This is a genomic window from Bacteroides sp. 3_1_23 (assembly GCF_000162555.1).
Classification (GTDB): domain Bacteria; phylum Bacteroidota; class Bacteroidia; order Bacteroidales; family Bacteroidaceae; genus Bacteroides; species Bacteroides ovatus.
In genome coordinates, this window is sequence record NZ_GG774954.1 from 310,412 (window position 1) to 329,601 (window position 19,190).

Annotated in this window: 13 protein-coding genes; 10 read left to right on the forward strand and 3 right to left on the reverse strand. The window is 41.7% G+C overall.

The window, feature by feature from the left end; translation table 11 throughout:
- Positions 1 to 575: 575 nt before the first annotated feature.
- Positions 576 to 1,373, forward strand: coding sequence for a hypothetical protein (locus HMPREF9010_RS07595; protein ID WP_008650188.1), 798 nt, complete (start codon positions 576 to 578; stop codon positions 1,371 to 1,373).
- 109 nt (positions 1,374 to 1,482) lie between these two features.
- Here the strand turns inward: HMPREF9010_RS07595 and HMPREF9010_RS07590 are convergent, their stop codons facing one another.
- Positions 1,483 to 2,211 (reverse strand): GntR family transcriptional regulator, encoded by a 729-nt coding sequence (locus tag HMPREF9010_RS07590; RefSeq protein ID WP_032852854.1) that lies wholly within the window; start codon positions 2,209 to 2,211, stop codon positions 1,483 to 1,485.
- Positions 2,212 to 2,353: 142 nt separating this feature from the next.
- Between HMPREF9010_RS07590 and HMPREF9010_RS07585 the strand changes: the two genes are divergently transcribed.
- The 9 genes from HMPREF9010_RS07585 (at position 2,354) to HMPREF9010_RS07545 (ending at position 17,154) form a co-directional block, all read left to right on the forward strand.
- Positions 2,354 to 4,084, forward strand: coding sequence for a class I mannose-6-phosphate isomerase (locus HMPREF9010_RS07585; protein ID WP_032852856.1), 1,731 nt, complete (start codon positions 2,354 to 2,356; stop codon positions 4,082 to 4,084).
- Positions 4,085 to 4,117: 33 nt separating this feature from the next.
- A complete protein-coding gene (locus HMPREF9010_RS07580; RefSeq protein ID WP_008650195.1) occupies positions 4,118 to 5,218 on the forward strand; it encodes an ROK family protein in 1,101 nt (366 codons plus the stop codon).
- A 39-nt stretch (positions 5,219 to 5,257) separates the two neighbouring features.
- Positions 5,258 to 8,305: a SusC/RagA family TonB-linked outer membrane protein gene (locus HMPREF9010_RS07575; RefSeq protein WP_008650196.1), complete on the forward strand. Its 3,048-nt coding sequence runs from the start codon at positions 5,258 to 5,260 to the stop codon at positions 8,303 to 8,305.
- A gap of 11 nt (positions 8,306 to 8,316) precedes the next feature.
- Positions 8,317 to 9,921 (forward strand): RagB/SusD family nutrient uptake outer membrane protein, encoded by a 1,605-nt coding sequence (locus HMPREF9010_RS07570; protein ID WP_008650198.1) that lies wholly within the window; start codon positions 8,317 to 8,319, stop codon positions 9,919 to 9,921.
- A 29-nt stretch (positions 9,922 to 9,950) separates the two neighbouring features.
- A complete protein-coding gene (locus HMPREF9010_RS07565) occupies positions 9,951 to 11,090 on the forward strand; it encodes a SusE domain-containing protein (protein WP_032852857.1) in 1,140 nt (379 codons plus the stop codon).
- 12 nt (positions 11,091 to 11,102) lie between these two features.
- On the forward strand, positions 11,103 to 12,329 hold the full coding sequence (locus HMPREF9010_RS07560; protein WP_008650202.1) for a glycoside hydrolase family 76 protein: 1,227 nt from the start codon (positions 11,103 to 11,105) through the stop codon (positions 12,327 to 12,329).
- 3 nt (positions 12,330 to 12,332) lie between these two features.
- Positions 12,333 to 13,529 (forward strand): glycoside hydrolase family 76 protein, encoded by a 1,197-nt coding sequence (locus HMPREF9010_RS07555; RefSeq protein WP_008650204.1) that lies wholly within the window; start codon positions 12,333 to 12,335, stop codon positions 13,527 to 13,529.
- On the forward strand, positions 13,530 to 15,905 hold the full coding sequence (locus HMPREF9010_RS07550; protein ID WP_008650213.1) for a GH92 family glycosyl hydrolase: 2,376 nt from the start codon (positions 13,530 to 13,532) through the stop codon (positions 15,903 to 15,905). It begins immediately after the preceding gene.
- Positions 15,906 to 15,984: 79 nt separating this feature from the next.
- Complete coding sequence (locus tag HMPREF9010_RS07545; RefSeq protein ID WP_008650214.1) at positions 15,985 to 17,154, forward strand: MFS transporter; 1,170 nt, start codon at positions 15,985 to 15,987, stop codon at positions 17,152 to 17,154.
- A 2-nt stretch (positions 17,155 to 17,156) separates the two neighbouring features.
- Here HMPREF9010_RS07545 and HMPREF9010_RS07540 read toward each other — a convergent pair whose 3' ends face one another.
- Together HMPREF9010_RS07540 and HMPREF9010_RS07535 are read right to left on the reverse strand one after the other, a co-directional pair.
- Positions 17,157 to 17,735 (reverse strand): Crp/Fnr family transcriptional regulator, encoded by a 579-nt coding sequence (locus HMPREF9010_RS07540; RefSeq protein WP_008650215.1) that lies wholly within the window; start codon positions 17,733 to 17,735, stop codon positions 17,157 to 17,159.
- Positions 17,736 to 17,748: 13 nt separating this feature from the next.
- A complete protein-coding gene (locus HMPREF9010_RS07535; RefSeq protein ID WP_008650216.1) occupies positions 17,749 to 19,104 on the reverse strand; it encodes an MATE family efflux transporter in 1,356 nt (451 codons plus the stop codon).
- Between the last annotated feature and the right edge of the window lie 86 nt (positions 19,105 to 19,190).

The following is a 19,190-nucleotide window of genomic DNA, read 5'->3' on the forward strand; positions in this document are numbered from 1 at the left end:
AATTACTACTATTAATTCGTTCTACCAAGGTTATTCTTTAGTTCTACCTTGGTTATCGTTTGGTTCGACCATGGTATTTGTTTAGTTCTACCTAGGTGGAACGAATTGTTATTTGCTACAAAAGTAGGTAGTTTATGTAAGAGAGAGGTGCTTTAATTGTAGAGTGGTTTCTTATTTGAATAAGATAACTAATTGAAGCCTGTCTATTTATATACATACGCTTTAATTATACAATCATCATTCTAAACATTTATGCCTCTCTCTTGTTATTTTCCGAAAAGTATTTGTACCTTTGTCATTGGAACGTAGCACGCCTTTGTGGTGTGCGATTGTGCGTTTCCTCGGCTAGTAGGAAATTGTAACGGATTTTTTAATGCATGCTGGGAAGACGCCTGTACTTCTATGACTTCTCATAGGGTACGGGCTGTCTGCCCGTATGCATTGGGTAGCCGTTACTACCTCCTACTAGCGGGATGTGACAGCTCCGTACTCTTTTATAATAAAAGGTACGGGACTAGTTAATATTATTAATCTAGTTCCGTTTTTTTATGTCAAATTGGCTCACAACAAAACAGATGTCTGAAAGACACGGCATCCAGGAGACGATTCTTAGAAATTGGGCAAATCTTGGATACATTACGAGTTCCCGAATCAACGATCAGTTGTTTTTGGATGATGAGAGTTTGGATGCTTATCTGGAAGCTCACAAAAGACTTGGTTTAGAAGCAGGTTACCTTTCTAAAATCGTAGAAGAAAAGAAACTGGAACGGGACTTTATCATTTCAAAATACGATGAACTACTATATGTATTGAGAACACAGAAGACTTGTAAACCTCTATATGAAATAATCATTCGTGAACTGGCAGCATTGATTCTTCACCCTGTTACCCGCGATATCTTCTATTCAATTTCTACAGGAGAATCAGTAGCGAAAGTGGCTGATCGGCATCGAATTACCTATGGGAAGACATTGCAAATGTATAACTCTATACTTAAAGGGTTGAAACTGAAAAAAGATATATTGGCTACTTATCGAAAGCGTGCTATTGATGCTCGTTTTTTATCTTTGGCAGACAATAATAAGAATATAAATGTTGGGCAGGAGGAGTGGATACTTCAATTGCCTGTTTGTAAAGTAGCTGATACTCGGTTGGCTAATGTCTTGTATAATCAAGATGTTCGAACAGTAAAAGATTTATTGGAAATCGTATCGGGAAGAGGGTGGAAAAGTCTGTTGAGAATAGAAGGAGTAGGAAAAACTTCTTACTATCATTTATTATCCAAACTTCAGATGATAGGTGTTGTGGATGAAAGTCTGGATCGGATTCTTGCCGGATGCTCTAATGGTAGTTCGATAATAAATGACGGGTAGGACATGATTATGGAAAGAGAGATGATATAAAGAGGTTATTTTAAAGGAAAGATAGAGATTTCAACTTCTAAAATAGCCTCCTTATATTATATATGTATGAACATACGGTCTATCTCTCTGCCTCTATTGTATAAGTAAAGCTGTCTGCCCGATAATATCCGACGTTGTATTCAATAGGTACTCCGTTCACATCATAAACAAATCTTCTCCTTATTAATATAGGGTCATTGGATTTTATCTCCAGTTTCTCTGCAATAAATTCCCCTGCAAGTCTGGCTGAAATCTCCTCCTTGCTGGTCTTTACCACTATATTATATTGGGTTTCCAGCATTTCGTATAATGGACGTGTATAATCTTCCTCTCCTGTCAGTGGAATATTGGGGTTGAAATAAGAGATGAAGTAAACAAACGGATATTCTTTTTTTCCTCTGACACGCTCCATCACTACGCAGCGAGTGTCGGGACTGGAACCTAAATCAAAGAACGTACCGATTTCTTCGGTTGCACGCTTTAAACTGATATGTAGCTCGAAATTGCGAATCTCGATACCTAACATCTTCATCTCCTGTGAGAAACTAAGCCAGTTCTTTACTCCGCCTACGATACCTTTCTTTACTACCTTCGTTCCGTAGCCCTTCTTTCGCACCAGAAGCCCCTCAAACACGAGTTTGTTGATAGCTTGTCTCAATGTGTTCCTTGAAATATGTAATTGTTCAGACAATTCGACCTCATTGGGAAATAGCTTTCCGTTTTTGTACTCTTCAGATTCTATGAGTCTTCTTAGTATCTCTTCTGCCTGAATATGAAGCGGTTTATCACTATTATGATCTAATTTCATATCTATTCTGATTGGTTTATTTTCAGCAAATATAAGATTTATCAAAAAATAATCCAAGTTTTGTTTGGAATAAAAATAAAATCTATATATTTGCACAATTGAAAGTATGTATGAACATATAAAATTTAAAAACGCTATAAACATGAGAAAAGCTAATTATGATAAATTTCCTTCTACGAAGCTGACGGGGATGCTTGTTCAGGGTTGGGATAGTATCATTTCTATGTTAAAAAAGAAAATGGATGCAAGAAAAGTGCTGGCTGTGGATTTATATACAGGAGTATATGAAGAAGAAGTGCTGGATGCTTTTTCAAAAGAATTCTCCGGAAGAGTGATGAATGTACGTGATTTGATGAAACCGGAAAAAGAAATTCAAACGTTGACAGAACGCTTCATGACTGAAGATGTGTTATTCGGCTATGTTACCAATTTGAAGCTGGAAGATTATTTGGATGCGGATAAGGTGGCTGCTGCACGGAAGCAAATCAGTGAAGCAAAAGAAACCATTGTAATCATAGGTACGGGTGCTGCTGTTGTTGCTCCACAGGATGCGATGGTAGTTTATGCGGATATGGCACGTTGGGAAATCCAACAACGTTTCCGCCGGCATGAGGTAAAAGCTTTAGGTATAGACAATCGGAACGATGCTGTTTCTTTGCAATACAAGAGAGGGTATTTCAACGATTGGAGAGTATGTGATAGGTATAAGGAAAGATTGTTTGACAGGGTAGAATTCTGGATTGACACCCATGTGGCCGGGACACCGAAGATGATTGATAAGGATACTTTCTTTAAAGGGGTAGAGGCAACGGTGAACACACCGTTCCGGGTAGTTCCTTTCTTCGATCCGGCTCCCTGGGGTGGTCAATGGATGAAAGAGGTTTGCGACCTGGATCGTGAACGTGAAAATTTCGGCTGGTGCTTTGACTGTGTACCTGAAGAGAACAGCCTTTATTTTGAAGTGAACGGAGTACGCTTTGAGCTGCCTTCGGTTGATTTGGTTTTACTGAAAAGTAAAGAGTTGCTTGGTGAACCGGTGGAGGCACGCTTTGGAAAAGACTTCCCTATTCGTTTCGACTTTTTGGATACGATGGGCGGAGGTAATTTGAGTTTGCAGGTGCATCCTACTACTCAATTTATCCGCGACAGCTTCGGTATGTACTACACACAGGATGAAAGTTACTACATGGTGGATGCGGGAGAAGATGCCGTAGTTTATCTGGGAGTGAAGACGGGGGTTGATAAGGAGGCGATGATCGGCGATTTGCGTAAAGCACAAAAAGGTGAATTGGTGTTCGACGCAGAAAAGTACGTAAATAAGATTCCGACAAAGAAACACGATCACTTCCTGATTCCGGGAGGAACGGTTCATTGTTCCGGTGCCAACAGTATGGTGCTTGAAATCAGTTCGACTCCGAACCTCTTTACTTTCAAACTATGGGACTGGCAACGCTTGGGACTGGATGGAAAACCGCGTCCGATCAATGTGGAACGTGGTAAATGCGTAATCAACTGGAACCGGGATACGGAATATGTGAATGAACATCTTCGCAACCAGTTCAAGGAGGTTGCTTCCGGAGAAGGCTGGATAGAAGAACGTACCGGATTGCATCCGAACGAATTTATCGAAACCCGCCGTCACCGTTTCTCATCACCGGTATTGCATCATACAAACGATAGTGTAAATGTACTGAATCTGTTGGAGGGAGAAGAGGCCGTAGTTGAGAGTCCTACTCATGCTTTTGAACCTTTCGTGGTACATTATGCCGAAACATTTATCATTCCTGCCGGGGTGAAAGAATATACCATTGCCCCGTATGGTAAATCTGCAGGAAAAGAATGTGTAACGATCAAAGCTTACGTACGCTTTTAATAATGAAATAAATCATCTAATATCTTGAGAACTATGTATGAACATGATGAACGAATCGTAATGACGCTCGATGCGGGAGGCACTAATTTCGTGTTTTCAGCCATACAAGGCTGTCGCGAAATAGTGGAACCTATTTGCCTTCCGGCAGCGTCCGACGACTTGGAGCGTTGCTTGTCTGTTCTTGTAGAAGGTTTCCTGGAAGTTGAAAAACGATTGCCGAAACTTCCGGTAGCTATCAGTTTTGCTTTCCCCGGGCCTGCTGACTATGAGCATGGAATTATTGGTGACTTGCCTAACTTCCCGGCCTTCAGGGGAGGAGTGGCACTTGGACCTTATTTGAGGGAACAGTTTGGTATTCCGGTTTTTATTAATAATGACGGTAATTTGTTTGCTTATGGCGAAGCCTTGGCAGGCACTTTGCCCGAAGTGAATAAACGCCTGAAAGAAGCAGGCAGCAGTAAGGTATATAAGAACCTGCTCGGAATTACGCTGGGTACAGGGTTTGGTGCCGGAGTGGTGATTGACAGCCGGTTACTGACCGGAGACAACGGTTGCGGCGGCGACGTCTGGATTATGCGGAATAAGAAATATCCCGAAATGATCGCGGAAGAAAGTGTCAGCATCAGGGCTGTCAGGCGAGTATATCAGGAATTGACCGGAAAGGATGCTTCTTCTTTGACTCCCAAAGATATATATGATATTGCCGAAGGGACCGCAGAGGGAGATCAGCAGGCTGCTGTCCGGAGTTTTAACGAACTGGGAGAGATGGCCGGTGATGCTATCATCCGTGCATTGAATATTGTTGATGGCTTGGTGGTGATTGGCGGAGGAGTGGCCGGAGCGGCTAAATACATACTTCCGGGAGTTATGAATGAGATGAATCGGCAGATCGGCACATTTGCAGGAGCTTCTTTCCCTTGTTTGCAGATGGAGGTGTTCAATCTGTCCGAAAAAGAGGCATTTGATAAATTTCTGGAGGAAAAAGACAAGATGGTGAAAATACCATTTTCGGAGAGAGAGGTGCATTATGCCTGTCACAAGAAAATAGGCATTGCTGTTTCTACATTAGGAGCAAGCAGAGCCGTTGCTTTAGGGGCTTATTCCTTTGCTTTGTCCCAACTTAATATCTTATAATATATGATAACTCTTCTATTAATTCAAATATAAAATGTTATGAAACAATCTAATCTATTGAACGCGCAATTTGCCCGCCGGCTTTTCAGAGCGGCATTTTCGAGTTGGCAATTATTGGCTGTTATGTTGATTGTTTGTATGAATGTGGCTGTTGGTTCCAAACTGTATGCGCAATCTAATACAATCGCAGTGAAAGGTAAGGTAATGGCAGACGGGGAACCCGTGATTGGGGCTACCGTGCTGGTGAAAGGTGTATCTACGGGTACGGCTACGGATATGGATGGAAATTTTTCACTGAATGTTGCTTCAAAAGCGGTATTGGTAGTTTCCTCAATAGGATATGAAACACAGGAAGTTCCGGTGAACGGTCGTAAATTGATTAATGTGGTGCTGAAGTCGGACGTGGTTGCGTTGAAAGATGTGGTAGTAGTGGGCTACGGCGTACAGAAGAAAGTGAATCTGACAGGAGCTGTTTCTTCTCTTTCAACGGATGAACTGGAAGGAAAACCTATTGCCAACGTTCTGGAGGCTATGCAGGGAACTACTCCTGGTTTGGTTATTCAGCAGGGAACTTCTACACCGGGTAGCGTGCCTTCTATAAATATCCGCGGATTGAATACGATGAATAATAATGATCCGTTGGTGATAATTGATGGAATTGAAGGATCGCTGGCTAACCTGAATCCGGCGGATATTGAACAAGTCTCTATTTTGAAAGATGCTTCTTCTACTGCGATTTACGGTTCACGCGCTTCCAATGGTGTAGTGCTTGTAACTACAAAGAAAGGAAAAGCCGGTAAGGTAGAAATCTCCTATGATTTTATGTATGGTGTTCAGCAACCTACCTCGCTGCCTAAAATTGCGGATTCATGGGTATATGCGGAATTATATAATGAAGCGGCGGTTAATTCGGGAAGATCAGCAAAATTCACTCCCGAACAGATTGCACAATATCGAAATGGTGGCCCGAACGTAAATTGGGTGAAAGAACTATATAATCGCAATTCTCCTCAAAGTTCGCACAGTGTTTCAATGACAGGAGGAAATGACCAGCTGTCTTATATGGCTTCTCTGGGGTATTTAGATCAGAGCAGTATGTTTAAGGGACCGGATTATGGCTACAAACGTTATAACGCCCGTTTGAATGTAAGCCATAAGGTGACGAAGAATTTTACGTTGAATCTGACTTCACAGTTTGCCCGTAATGACATTAAAGAACATGCTTACTGGACAGAATGGATTATTGAGCAGGCAAACCGTATGCCGCCGATTTATCCGATCAAAAATGAGGATGGCAGTTATAATTATCCTGCCGGAAGTAACTCAAACGGTTTGCAACGTTTGGAAGAAGGTGGTTATCGCCAGAATGTGAATGATGAATTGTTGGGAACCATACGAGCTGAATGGGAAGTATATAAAGGATTGAAACTGATCGGAAGTGCCGGTGGACGCGTGTGGAATAATAAATTGCATGAAAACCGGAAAGCTTTTGAAGGTACGGGAGATTCGGAAAACAAGTTGACCGAACAATTCTACCGCTCTAAGAATATCACTACCAATCTGATGGTGACTTATAATACGAAGATAGGAAAGCACTCTATCGGTGGATTACTGGGTTATGCTTATGAAGGTTTCTCTGAAAAACAATTCTCTACCAGTCGCTTGACGGAAGATTCTAAATACGACATTTTTGTAGGTGATTTGAGTGGTGATAAGGTAAGTAATACAGGTTCGGGAAGTGATTGGGCTATCTATTCCGGTTTTGCAAGAGCCACTTACAATTATGATGAGAAATATTTACTGGAATTTAATATCCGTAATGACTACTCTTCTTATTTTGCTAAAGGAAACCGTTCGGGAGTCTTCCCTTCTTTCTCTGCAGGATGGCGTATTTCGGAAGAAAAATTCTGGTCTGTATTGAAACCGTATGTTCCTTCTCTGAAAATCAGAGGTTCTTGGGGATTGGTAGGTAATAACCGGATTGGTGCTTATCAATATATGCAAACGGTGTCTGTAACTAACGGTATCAGCTTCGGAGATAAACTGGCACAGACTGCTACATTTGCTTCTGCAAATCCCGATCTGAAGTGGGAAACTACCCGTATGGCTAATATCGGTTTTGAATTGGGATTATTGAATAATGACTTGAATATTACTTTTGACTGTTTTAATAACCGCACAAAAGATATTTTGGTGAATTTACCGGTTCCCGGACTGTTTGGTAATGGTGCGCCTATTCAGAATGCTGGTAAAGTAGAAACGAGGGGATGGGAGTTGTCAGTGAGCTATCGCTTGAAGACTGGCCCAGTAGTGCATAACTTCTCCGGAAATATTTCGGATAGCTTTAATGAAGTAATAGATACACGCGGTACGGAAATTATCGGTGGTTCGGATGTACAGACCATTATTAAGGAAGGTTATCCTTTGTATTCTTATTATGCATATCGTTCAGACGGATTTTTCCAGAATGAGGAAGAATGTCAGAAAGGACCGCACCTGGAAGGTATTACACCGAAACCGGGAGATATCCGCTATCTGGATAAAAATGGCGATGGTGTGATTAAACCGGATGATGACCGCTTTATCGTAGGTAATGATTTTCCGAGATATACTTTCGGCTTTACTTATGGGTTGGAATATAAAGGCTTTGATTTCTCGATGATGTGGCAAGGAGTGGGAAGACGTAACAAATGGATGCGTGGTGAATCTGTTGAGGCTTTCCATAATAATAATGAAGGTCCGGTAATGGATTTCCATCAGGATCGTTGGACTCCGAATAATCCGGATGCTACTTATCCCCGTCTGACAATGGGAGCAGAATCGGCTAATAATGCTGCAAAATCAGATTTCTGGATTCAGGACGCTAAATATTTGCGTCTGAAAAATGCGCAGATCGGATATACTTTCCCACAGCAATGGATGAAAAAACTCTATGTCAAGAATTTGAGAATTTTTGCCAGCGTGCAGAATCCGTTGACTTTCACGAAGATGAAAGGTGGATGGGACCCGGAATATACCGGAGACGGCAGTGGTCGTGCTTATCCTGTGGCAAGAGTATATTCATTTGGACTTAATGTTAAATTTTAAACTGTACCGTGATGAAAACAACTATAAAGAATTTGATTTTATCTGCTGTTTTGGTAGTGGGCGGTGCCTCTTGTGTTGACTTGGATACGGCACCGTATGACAGAGAAACGGACTTGACTTATTGGGAAGAAGATCCTGAAGCAGCTGTCAAGGCGTTGAATAATTGCTATACGTATTTGGGAAATATGGACGAACAGCTTTATAGTGAAGCTATGACGGACAATGCATATACCAAACAACCTAATGATTTTACACAAAATATTGGTAATGGTTCATATTCTACAGCCGACTCTTACGTGAAACAGGTTTGGGACGGACGTTATACGGGTATCCGTATGTGCAACCAGTTGCTCGAAAATATTGACCGGGTTCCTGATTTAGATCCGGAATTGAAGAAACGTTATATCGGTGAGGCTAAAGTGCTTCGTGCTTATAATTATTATGAATTGTATACGAAGTTCGGAGATGTGCCTTATACAACGAAAGTGCTTTCTATTAAGGAAAGTATGTCTATCGCACGTACAGCCAAAGCCACTGTAATAGCGAATATACTGGCTGATTTGGATGAAGTGATTAACGGTAACTATTTGCCGACTTCTTATGATGCGGATAATAAAGGTCGGATTACCCGTTGGGCGGCAATGGCGATTAAAGCTAAGATCTATTTGTTTGAAGGTAATTGGACGCAAGTGAAAAATATCACTTCTACCATTATGACAGAGGGGGGCTTTAAACTCTTTGGAAGTTATGCGGGATTGTTTGAGATTGCTAATGAATACAACTCTGAAGTAATTTTGGATGCACAGTATCGTCCGACTAGTCGTGAACATCAGATGATGTATGTTTTCCTGCCGCCCACTTTGGGTGGATATTCCCAGCTTTCTCCTTTGCAGGAGTTGGTAGACAGTTATATTATGCTGGATGGAAAAACAATTAAAGAAACAGGAACATCGTTTGATGAAAGTCATCCGTATGCCAATCGTGACCCACGTTTGAAGGCAACGGTGATGTACACTGGAAACTCTTATACTTTGGCCGACGGAACAGAAGTTGTTATCAACTGTGAGAAAGGTGAAGGTAAAGATGGTTATGGGGTAGGTTCAGACTGTTCGGCTACCGGTTATTATATTAAGAAATATTGGGATAATACGTATCGTGCTACTCTTTATTCTGGTTTGAATCCGATTCTGATTCGTTACGCTGATATTTTATTGATGAATGCGGAAGCATTGGCAGAATTAGGTGAACTGGATAAGACGGCTTGGGATGCAACTATTAAACCCATTCGTGATAGGGCCGGATTTACACTTGCTTCAGCACTGGAATTCCCGGAGGGAGCTTCTAAAGATAAACTGATTGAGATTGTGCGGAACGAACGTCGTTCGGAACTGGCATTGGAAGGACATCGCCATAAAGATATTATTCGTTGGAGAATTGCGGACAATGTATTGAATGGATGGTGTCACGGACTAAAGACAAATGATGTGGTAGGTACGGATGATGGATACGTTCGGGTTGAAAACAGAACCTTTAATGCAAATAGACATTATTTGTGGCCTATACCACAGGCTGAACGTGACTTGAATGGTAATTTGGAGCAGAATCCGAATTGGTAATTGGTTAAACGACTCAAAAAGGAATGATTATGAAAAAGATATTATGGATATGTTCAGTACTTCTGGCAATGGTTTCATGTCAGGAAGATTATGAATTGAACACGGATTTTGCAGTCCCTACAGAATTAAGTTCCCCTGCTTCTATCCAGTTGAATGTGTCATCTCCAACGCCTGTTGTGTTGTCGTGGTCAGGAGGTGGTGCGGCAGATGGCGGAATTGTATTGTACGAGGTGCTGTTTGATAAGGCAGATGGTGATTTTTCAAAGCCGCTGGCTACGGTGAAAAGTGATTTGGGAGCTGCAACCAGTTTGTCAATCACTCATGCGGCTATTAATACGATTGCTAGAAATGCAGGCATTTATCCTTTGGAAACCGGAGATATAAAATGGACAGTAAACGCTTCGAAAGGTGGAGTGGTGAAGAGAACCGACAAGGTGGCTACCATCACAGTAACTCGTGGAGAGGGAATTGATAATATTCCGGCTGAATTGTATTTATATGGTTCGGCTACGGAGAACAGTGGACAGGGTGGAATTCCGTTCCGTTGTGTAGAAGAGGGCGTTTTCCAGATTTATACGAAGTTATCAGCAGGAAATATATCATTTAAGTCTGCTACTACAGGTGAAACATTCAGCTATTATATTGATGATAGCTCGAAGTTAAGAGAAGGGGAGGGCGAAACGGCTGTAACTGCTTCCGAAGAAGTAACCCGTCTGACAGTGAACTTTAATACAATGGCAATGACCACGGAAAAAATCGGTTCTTCTGTTCGTTGTATTTGGGGAGCAACATTTGGAGATATAGCTGTATTAGAGTATGCGGGTGATGGTAAATTTGTGGGAGAGGGTGATATCCGATTCCTTGATCCGTCCAAACCGGAAACCGGTGCTCCTGATTGGTTAAGTTGGATAGAAGAACGTTACTACTTTTTAGCAAAAGTAAATGGTGGTGATATGTGTTGGGGTAGAGGTGATGGCGTGAGTGCCGAACGTCCGGTAGGTGGAGAACCTGCTTCTTTCTATGCTTTGTATGAATTCCAATGGAGTCAGTGGGATCATCTTTGGAAAATGAAAGGTAGTCTGGATTATACGCATGCAACTATCACTATCGATACGAATTCGGATGGATTGATGATACATACATTTACTAATGTGACTCCGATTAATTAATAAAACTAAGTTATGAAAAAGATAAAGACTATTTTAGCTATTCTTCCGGCACTATTATTCTCCTGTGCCGGAGATGACGTAGAGAAATATATCCCGCCTACACCGATTGCTCCGTCAGAACCCGGAGAGGAGGTCGTTTATCATAAACGTGCCAAAGAGCAGTTTGACTTGATTAATCAGTGCTACCGGATCAATAGTGGGGCAACAGAAGGACTGTATAATGAAAATTATCCTAAGAAAGATGGGGATAATTCCGCTTCTTTCTTGTGGCCGTATGACGGACTGGTTTCCGGAGCAGCAGCTTTGCATGCTTTAGGTTATGATGTGAATTATGCGGATATGGTAGACCGGTTTGAAGTTTATTATCGTACTCCTAATGGAACTGTGGGTGGTTATGGCTCTCAAACCAATGGTACTACCGGTAGTGGAACACGTTTTTATGATGATAATTCTATTGTGGGGATTGAACTGGTAGAGGCCTTTAATTTGCTAAATAATCAAGATTATGTGACGAAAGCTAAAAGAATCGTTGAGTTCCTGCAAGCTGGTGAAGATGATACGTTTGGAGGAGGTCTTTGGTGGAATGAGGACCAGAAAGGACAGCAGGGAGTTGGTGATTCGAATAAACCGACATGTGCTAATGGATATGCAACGCTATTCTTGCTTGAATATCATTCTGTATGTCCTCAAGAGGAAAAAGCGGATGTTCTGGCTCTGGCAAAACGTTTATATGCTTGGACGTTGACTAACTTGCGTGATCCGGAAGATGGATGTTACTGGAATGATAAACAAGCAGACGGATCCATTAATAAAACAAAATGGACTTACAATACAGGTGTGATGATTTCTAACGGAGTCCGTTTATACAAAATAACGGGTGAGCAGACTTATCTGGACAGTGCCATTGCTTCTTCCGAAGGTGCGTATAATTATTTTGTACGTCCGCTTAATGGGCTGGCATTGGCTTATCCCGATCATGATCCTTGGTTCACAACAAAACTGATCCGTGCATTTATTGATATTGAGCCTTACTATAAAAATGCAGGCAATTATATCAAAACATTCATCAACTTCCTGGATTATGCATACGAAAATGCCCGTTTATCAAACGGACTGTTCTATGAAGACTGGACAGGAGCAACTCCAAAACGTGCTGAACAGTTGTTGATGCAGGATGCTGCGCTCGAATCTTTGGGAATGATTGCTTTGTACAAAGGAGAAACAGTGACAGAGGAATAGGATATGAATAGTAAAATTAGAAATATAGTTTTATTTGTATCGACGGTATTCGTGCTTCTTTCTTGTGCCGGAGAATCAAAAACGACTCCGAATAAAGATAAGGCAGAAGAAATGTTTCAGCGTGTTTGGGAACTCTACCGGGTTCCCAAATACGGCCTCTTCTCTGAATATTACCCAAGCAGTCATCGTCCTGATCTGACTTATTTTAATGATTCCACCCGGCAAGCGCAGGAAGTTTCTTATCTGTGGCCTATGAGTGGTGTCTTTTCTTCGGCAGTGTTGATGGCTGCCATCGAACCGGAGAAATATACGGTTTATGTCGATTCGATGGTGATGGCGATGGAACGTTACTATGATACAACGCGTGTTCCTTTTGGTTATCAGGCTTACCCTGTTCAGTTTGGAAAGGTAGACCGCTATTATGATGACAATGGTTTGGTGGGTATTGATTATATTGATTCTTACCTGGTAACTAAAAATCCTCATTATCTGGAGAAAGCGAAACAGGTATTGACCTTTATTTTAAGTGGCTGGGATGAGAACTTTGAAGGAGCTGTTTCCTGGCTGGAAGGAGTGAAAGATCAGAAACCTGCTTGTTCTAACGGGAAAGCGATGGTGTTGGCTTTAAAACTTTATGAAGCAACTAAAGATGAGTATTATCTGGAGGTGGGAAAGAAGTTCTATCATTGGATTGATAAATATCTGAAAGATCCGGAAAGAGGAGTCGTTTGGAATTCATGGTTAACAACGACTTCGGCAGTATGCCCGGATTTGTATACTTACAATACTGGTACTTTGTTACAAGCAGCTGTAGCTTTATATAATTATACGGGTGAGAAGGCATATCTGGATAATGCTAAATTTTTGGCAGAAGGAAGCTACAAAGTGTTTTTTAAGTATACGGAAGACGGTATTCCTTATATTGCAGATTTGCCTTGGTTTAATTTGGTTTTGTTTAGAGGTTATCACGATCTGTACAATGTTACGGGGGATTCAAAATATGTGGATACGATGATAAAAGGACTGGATTATGCTTGGGATCATGCACGTGATCAGGCGGGACTGATGTATCATGACTGGACAGGGCGGACTGATGAAAAACGTAAGCCGAAATGGTTATTGGATGCTTCGTGTGTGCCGGAATATTATGCACGTGTGGCAATAATTAAAGGAGAAGTTACAAACAGAAAAATGAAATAAATGATGAAATTAAAATGGATAGGTAGCCTGTTGATTCTGGCAGGTGTTGTAGGGTGCAAGACACCTGATCGTCCCAATCTTGTAGAATACGTAAATCCTAATATCGGAACTGTACATAGTCGTTGGTTCTTTTACACACCGGCTGCCGAGCCTTTCGGTTTGGCTAAGTTAGGTGCATCTACAAATGGTACGTATGGGAACAATCAAGGTTGGGAGGCCGTAGGTTATGAAGACGGTCATACTTCTATTGATGGCTTTCCTTGTCTGCACGAGTTTCAGATAGGTGGCATTGCATTAATGCCTGTAACGGGAGAAGTAAAAACAAATCCCGGAAAATTGGAAGACCCCGATAAGGGTTTCCGTTCCCGTTTTGATAAGAAAGATGAAACGGCGCGTCCGGGATATTACTCTGTATTATTAAAGGATTATCAGGTAAAGGCAGAACTTACCGCTACGGCTCGTGTCGGATTTCAGCGGTATATATTTCCCGAGTCGGAGAATGCCCATATTTTGTTTAATATAGGTAATCGTCAGGGAGAAAGTGGAGCTGTGCGTGATGCATATATCAAACAGATAGATGGAAATACTATTGAAGGTTATGTGATTACGGAACCGGAATACGTGAAGAAATATCAGGCAGGCGCTTCCGTTGCCATGTATTTTTATGCTAAATTGGATCGTGCACCGGAATCTGTCGAGGTATTCTATCAGGATAGTGCTTTGATGGCTCGTAATGAAATAAAAGGACCCGGGGCTATCATGTGTCTGAATTATAAAACAAAGAAAGATGAGGTAGTCAATGTAAAAATAGGTCTGTCGTATACTTCTATCGAAAATGCGAAAGTGAATTTGGAATCAGAGGCAAAAGACCTGACTTTTGATGAGGCTATGAAGGCGACCACGGATAAATGGAATGAGTCCTTGAGCCGCATATTGGTTTCCGGTGGTACGGAAGATAGCAAAATCAAATTTTATACCGGGTTGTATCATGCATTATTAGGTAGAGGACTTGCGAGTGATGTGAACGGGGCTTATCCTAAAAATGATGGTACCATCGGTCAAATACCTTTAAATAAAGATGGCAAACCGGAACATAATCATTATAATACGGATGCGGTTTGGGGAGCCTACTGGAACTTGACTTCTCTTTGGGCATTAGCGTATCCGGAGTATTATAATGACTTTGTAAACAGTCAGTTGCTGGTGTATAAAGATGCTGGTTGGCTGGGTGATGGTATTGCCACCAGCAAGTATGTTTCCGGGGTGGGAACCAACATGGTGAGTATCACTCTGGCGGGTGCTTATAACAGTGGGATTCGCAATTTTGATGTGGAAACAGCTTATCAGGCAGCATTGAAGAATGAACTGGGCTGGGAAGGACGTATTGAAGGTGCGGGCAAAATGGATGTGAAACAGTTTGTTGAAAAAGGTTATGTGCCTTATGAAAATAGTGTTTATTTCGGCACGCATCCGGAAGGTTCCAGTTTCTCCGTATCTCATACATTGGAATATAGTTTTAGTGCTTATGCAGTGGCTCAATGGGCAAAAGCCTTGGGACGTACGGAAGATTATAAACGTTTGATGGAACTTTCTGCCGGTTGGGAGAAGTTATTCGATGATTCGTTGAAGATGATTCGTCCGAGAGTGCCTAGTGGTGAGTTTATTGATAACTTTGATCCATTGGAATCATGGAGAGGATTTCAGGAAGGAAATGCGATGCAATATACTTTCTTTGTTCCACAAAATCCGGCGCGTTTGATTGAAAAGGTTGGAAAAGATGAATTTAACAACCGGTTGGATTCTATCTTTACGGAAGCTCGTAAGTCGATCTTTGGCGGTGGAAAGGTTGTAAATGCCTTCTCGGGTTTACAGAGCCCTTATAATCATGGAAATCAGCCTAGTCTTCATATTTCCTGGTTATTCAATTTCTCCGGTAAACCTTACCTGACACAGAAATGGACGCGCTTGATTTGTGATGAGTTTTATGGAACAAACGGAGAGCATGGTTATGGCTACGGTCAGGATGAAGATCAGGGACAATTGGGAGCTTGGTATGTGATGGCGGCAATGGGATTGTTTGATGTACAGGGCGGTTCTTGTGAACGGCCGACTTTCCAGATTGGCAGTCCGTTGTTTGATAAGATTGAAATCAAACTTAGCCCGATGAATGCGACGGGAAAAACGTTTGTGATTGAAACGACTGGTAATACACCGGATGCCTATTATGTACAGTCTGCTACGTTGAACGGTAAACCGCTGGAACAATGTTGGATGTACCGGGATGAACTCTATAAAGGTGGAACATTGAAACTCACAATGGGTAATCAACCGAATGAAAAATGGGGAGTGGAAAATCCGCCTCATTGTTCTGAATAAACAGCTTATTTACCTCGGTGCCGATGTCGCTTGACAATGGCACCGGGGATTCTACATTTTATAATATAGTGAGTTAAACATGAAAACACAAAACTCTATTTATGCCGCCCTTCCTGTTCTCTTCGGGTTCTTTGTAATGGGCTTCTGTGATATAGTCGGTATTTCGTCCGATTATGTTCAACGTACTTTCAACTGGTCTCCTGTGATGACGGGATTTGTTCCTTCATTAGTATTTATCTGGTTCCTGTTTTTGGGTATTCCTATTGGAAATCAGATGAACAAATGGGGACGTAAAAATACAGTTTTACTTAGTATGGGAATAACGGTAGTGGGTATGCTGCTGCCATTAGTCGTTTATAACAGTGCGACTTGTATGATAGCTTATGCTCTTTTGGGAATTGGCAATGCCATTTTACAGGTTTCACTGAATCCGTTATTGAGTAATGTGATAACCAGTCAACGTTTATTGACCAGTAGCTTGACGGCAGGGCAGGTAATCAAAGCTGTATCTTCTCTCGTTGGGCCGGAGATTGTATTGTTGGCTGTAGCCCACTTTGGAGATGACAAATGGTATTATTGCTTCCCGATATTAGGCTTTATCACGTTATTATCCGCTGTTTGGTTGATGGCTACCCCTGTTAAGCGGGAAGATTCCAATGCTGCAACCCAACAACTTTCTATCAGTGATACTTTTTCTTTGTTGAAGGATAAAACGATTCTATTGTTGTTTTTGGGTATCTTTTTTATTGTGGGGGTGGATGTTGCCACCAATTTCATCAGTTCTAAGTTGATGGCAGAACGTTTTGACTGGACGACAGAACAAGTGAAGTTTGCTCCACAAGTTTATTTTTTAAGTCGTACGGTAGGTGCTTTATTGGGTGCTTTCTTGTTGGCACGTATTGCTGAAATAAAATATTTCCGTGTGAATATTGTTGCCTGTATTTTCTCTTTATTTATTCTGGCCTTTGTAAAAAATGATATGGTGAATCTGATTTGTATCGGTGCTGTCGGTTTCTTTGCGTCATCCGTATTTTCTATCATTTATTCGATGGCTTTACAGGCAAGGCCGGAAAAAGCAAACCAAATTTCAGGATTGATGATTACTGCTGTTGCCGGTGGCGGAGTAGTTACCCCGGTGATTGGGTTTGCAATAGGAACAGTAGGTGTTATTGGAGGCGTTTTTGTTACTTTAGCTTGTGTGTGTTATTTGACTTATTGTGCTTTTGGGGTGAAGACCGCGAAAGCGTAGTATTATTGCGGAGAAGATGCTATCTTCGCCCGAATCCTACTTAGCGACTGCGGAGTTATCCACAAGTAAGACGCTATATGTTTTAAAGGTACATATTGCAATAATTCAGGAGTCTCTTTGATAAGGTTGAGATAGCGTTCTTTAGCCCGTGGGCTTCCCGAGCTGATAAGCCAGTTCTCCTGTTGAAGAAACTGATGATCCATGAGGCGGAGCCCCAAATTAGCGAGTCCGATGGATGAGGCGAATAGCTGATTCAGGGCTGTTCGGGAAATACAATAGGCCACACTGTCACACATGACCTCAATATTTATTAATGAGTAGGCATTATCTACATAGCCCCAGACGGAGAAAGCAGCTTCTCCGTCTGAAGCAAACCAGATGGTAGTATCCACTCCGTCTTTATGATAATAGGCTCGCCATATTCCTGTCTTGATAAAATAAAGATTACAGTTCTTTGTCCCCTCGCGTACTATTAAATCTCTCTTTTTGAAATGTACCTCTTCCATACAGTTCAGTAGAGACTGTACATAGGTTTCTGATACCTTGTATCTATCGCAAAGTTTTTCAATGAATGTTCTCATATTGCAAAGATACTTATCGTCGGCAGACAATGAAACGATCTTTCAAATAAATTCCGAAAATATAGAAAGTGGTTAATAACTCTGCCAATGGTACGGCTAGCCAGATACCCGGTATACCCAATACCGGAGGGAGCGCAAAGAATCCCATCAACATAAATACGACTCCCCGGAGAAGAGTGATAATTGTTGCTCGCTGACCTCTTTCGACACTCTGATAATAACCAATGCCAATCATGTTGACGGCAAAGAAAATGAATCCTACTCCGAAATAAGGAAGCCCGTTTACTGCTATATCAAATGCAGCGTAGCTGCGGTCAATGAATAACGAAACGATGTCTTGGCAGCATAGTACGGTAAGAATGAAAAAGCTGATACCGCAGATTAAAGCGGTCCGAATGGCGAGATGTAGTGTCTTTCGTACACGCTCGGGTTGTCCGGCTCCGAAGTTATAGCTGATAATCGGCTGTGCGGATTGTGCAATGGCATTATAGACCATGAAGATGATAGGGAAGAAGTAACAGGCAATACTGAATGCTGCCACTCCGTCTTCACCGAGATGGCGGATGAAAACGTAGTTCCCCAGAAACATCATACAGGCAATGGAGGCTTCACTGATAAAAGCAGAACTTCCCAGTTTAATCATATAACCGATGTTGCGAAGAGTCAGTAACAGACTTTTGATACTTAACTTTATCCGGCATAGATGGAGGGTACGAGAGAAGCGGAGTAAGTAAATCAGTGTCATCAACCCTCCCACAACAGTCCCCAGACTGGTGGCAAAAGCTGCTCCCATTATTCCCCAACCAAATTCGAAGATGAATATATAATCCAGTATGATATTGAGTATGGCTGCAACCGCATTACACATCATGGCATAGGTGGGTGAACCGTCCAGACGGATGCAGAACATACCTATATTTAAGACTTCGTAGAATACGAGAAAAGGAATGTACCATGCCATATATTCTACAGCTAACGGCAACAATCGGTCCGAACTACCTAATAATCTGGCTAATGGCTCTATAAAATAAAGGCACAGAGCAGACAGGATAAGTATGAGCAATGCGGAAAAAGCAATTGCCTGAGTGATATTAATACTTGCTACTTTGCGTTTTCCCTGAGATAAATGAATGGAAGCCACCACCGAAGCTCCCACTCCGAACATCAGTCCGATACCCGCTGCGATCATAAAAAGCGGTGCAGTGATATTTACTGCCGCCAGCGCGTCACTGCCAATTCCTTTTCCTACAAATATCCCGTCCGTAATAACGAACAGAGCCGAGAATACCATCCCAAGTACCGTAGGAATTAGTAACTTACGGAACAACGTGGAGATGTTCATACTGCCGAAATCAATACTATCTTTCATAACTTTCTACCTTTGTCGTTGAAAATGGCGACAAAGGTAGGGTTATGGGAGGAGATAAAAATTACCATTGTATTTTATTCTCTATA

Coding starts and splice junctions, on each gene's coding strand:
- HMPREF9010_RS07595 (WP_008650188.1), top strand. CDS start 576: ATGTCTGAAAGACACGGCATCCAGGAGACGATTCTTAGAAATTGGGCA.
- HMPREF9010_RS07590 (WP_032852854.1), bottom strand. CDS start 2,211: ATGAAATTAGATCATAATAGTGATAAACCGCTTCATATTCAGGCAGAA.
- HMPREF9010_RS07585 (WP_032852856.1), top strand. CDS start 2,354: ATGAGAAAAGCTAATTATGATAAATTTCCTTCTACGAAGCTGACGGGG.
- HMPREF9010_RS07580 (WP_008650195.1), top strand. CDS start 4,118: ATGTATGAACATGATGAACGAATCGTAATGACGCTCGATGCGGGAGGC.
- HMPREF9010_RS07575 (WP_008650196.1), top strand. CDS start 5,258: ATGAAACAATCTAATCTATTGAACGCGCAATTTGCCCGCCGGCTTTTC.
- HMPREF9010_RS07570 (WP_008650198.1), top strand. CDS start 8,317: ATGAAAACAACTATAAAGAATTTGATTTTATCTGCTGTTTTGGTAGTG.
- HMPREF9010_RS07565 (WP_032852857.1), top strand. CDS start 9,951: ATGAAAAAGATATTATGGATATGTTCAGTACTTCTGGCAATGGTTTCA.
- HMPREF9010_RS07560 (WP_008650202.1), top strand. CDS start 11,103: ATGAAAAAGATAAAGACTATTTTAGCTATTCTTCCGGCACTATTATTC.
- HMPREF9010_RS07555 (WP_008650204.1), top strand. CDS start 12,333: ATGAATAGTAAAATTAGAAATATAGTTTTATTTGTATCGACGGTATTC.
- HMPREF9010_RS07550 (WP_008650213.1), top strand. CDS start 13,530: ATGATGAAATTAAAATGGATAGGTAGCCTGTTGATTCTGGCAGGTGTT.
- HMPREF9010_RS07545 (WP_008650214.1), top strand. CDS start 15,985: ATGAAAACACAAAACTCTATTTATGCCGCCCTTCCTGTTCTCTTCGGG.
- HMPREF9010_RS07540 (WP_008650215.1), bottom strand. CDS start 17,735: ATGAGAACATTCATTGAAAAACTTTGCGATAGATACAAGGTATCAGAA.
- HMPREF9010_RS07535 (WP_008650216.1), bottom strand. CDS start 19,104: ATGAAAGATAGTATTGATTTCGGCAGTATGAACATCTCCACGTTGTTC.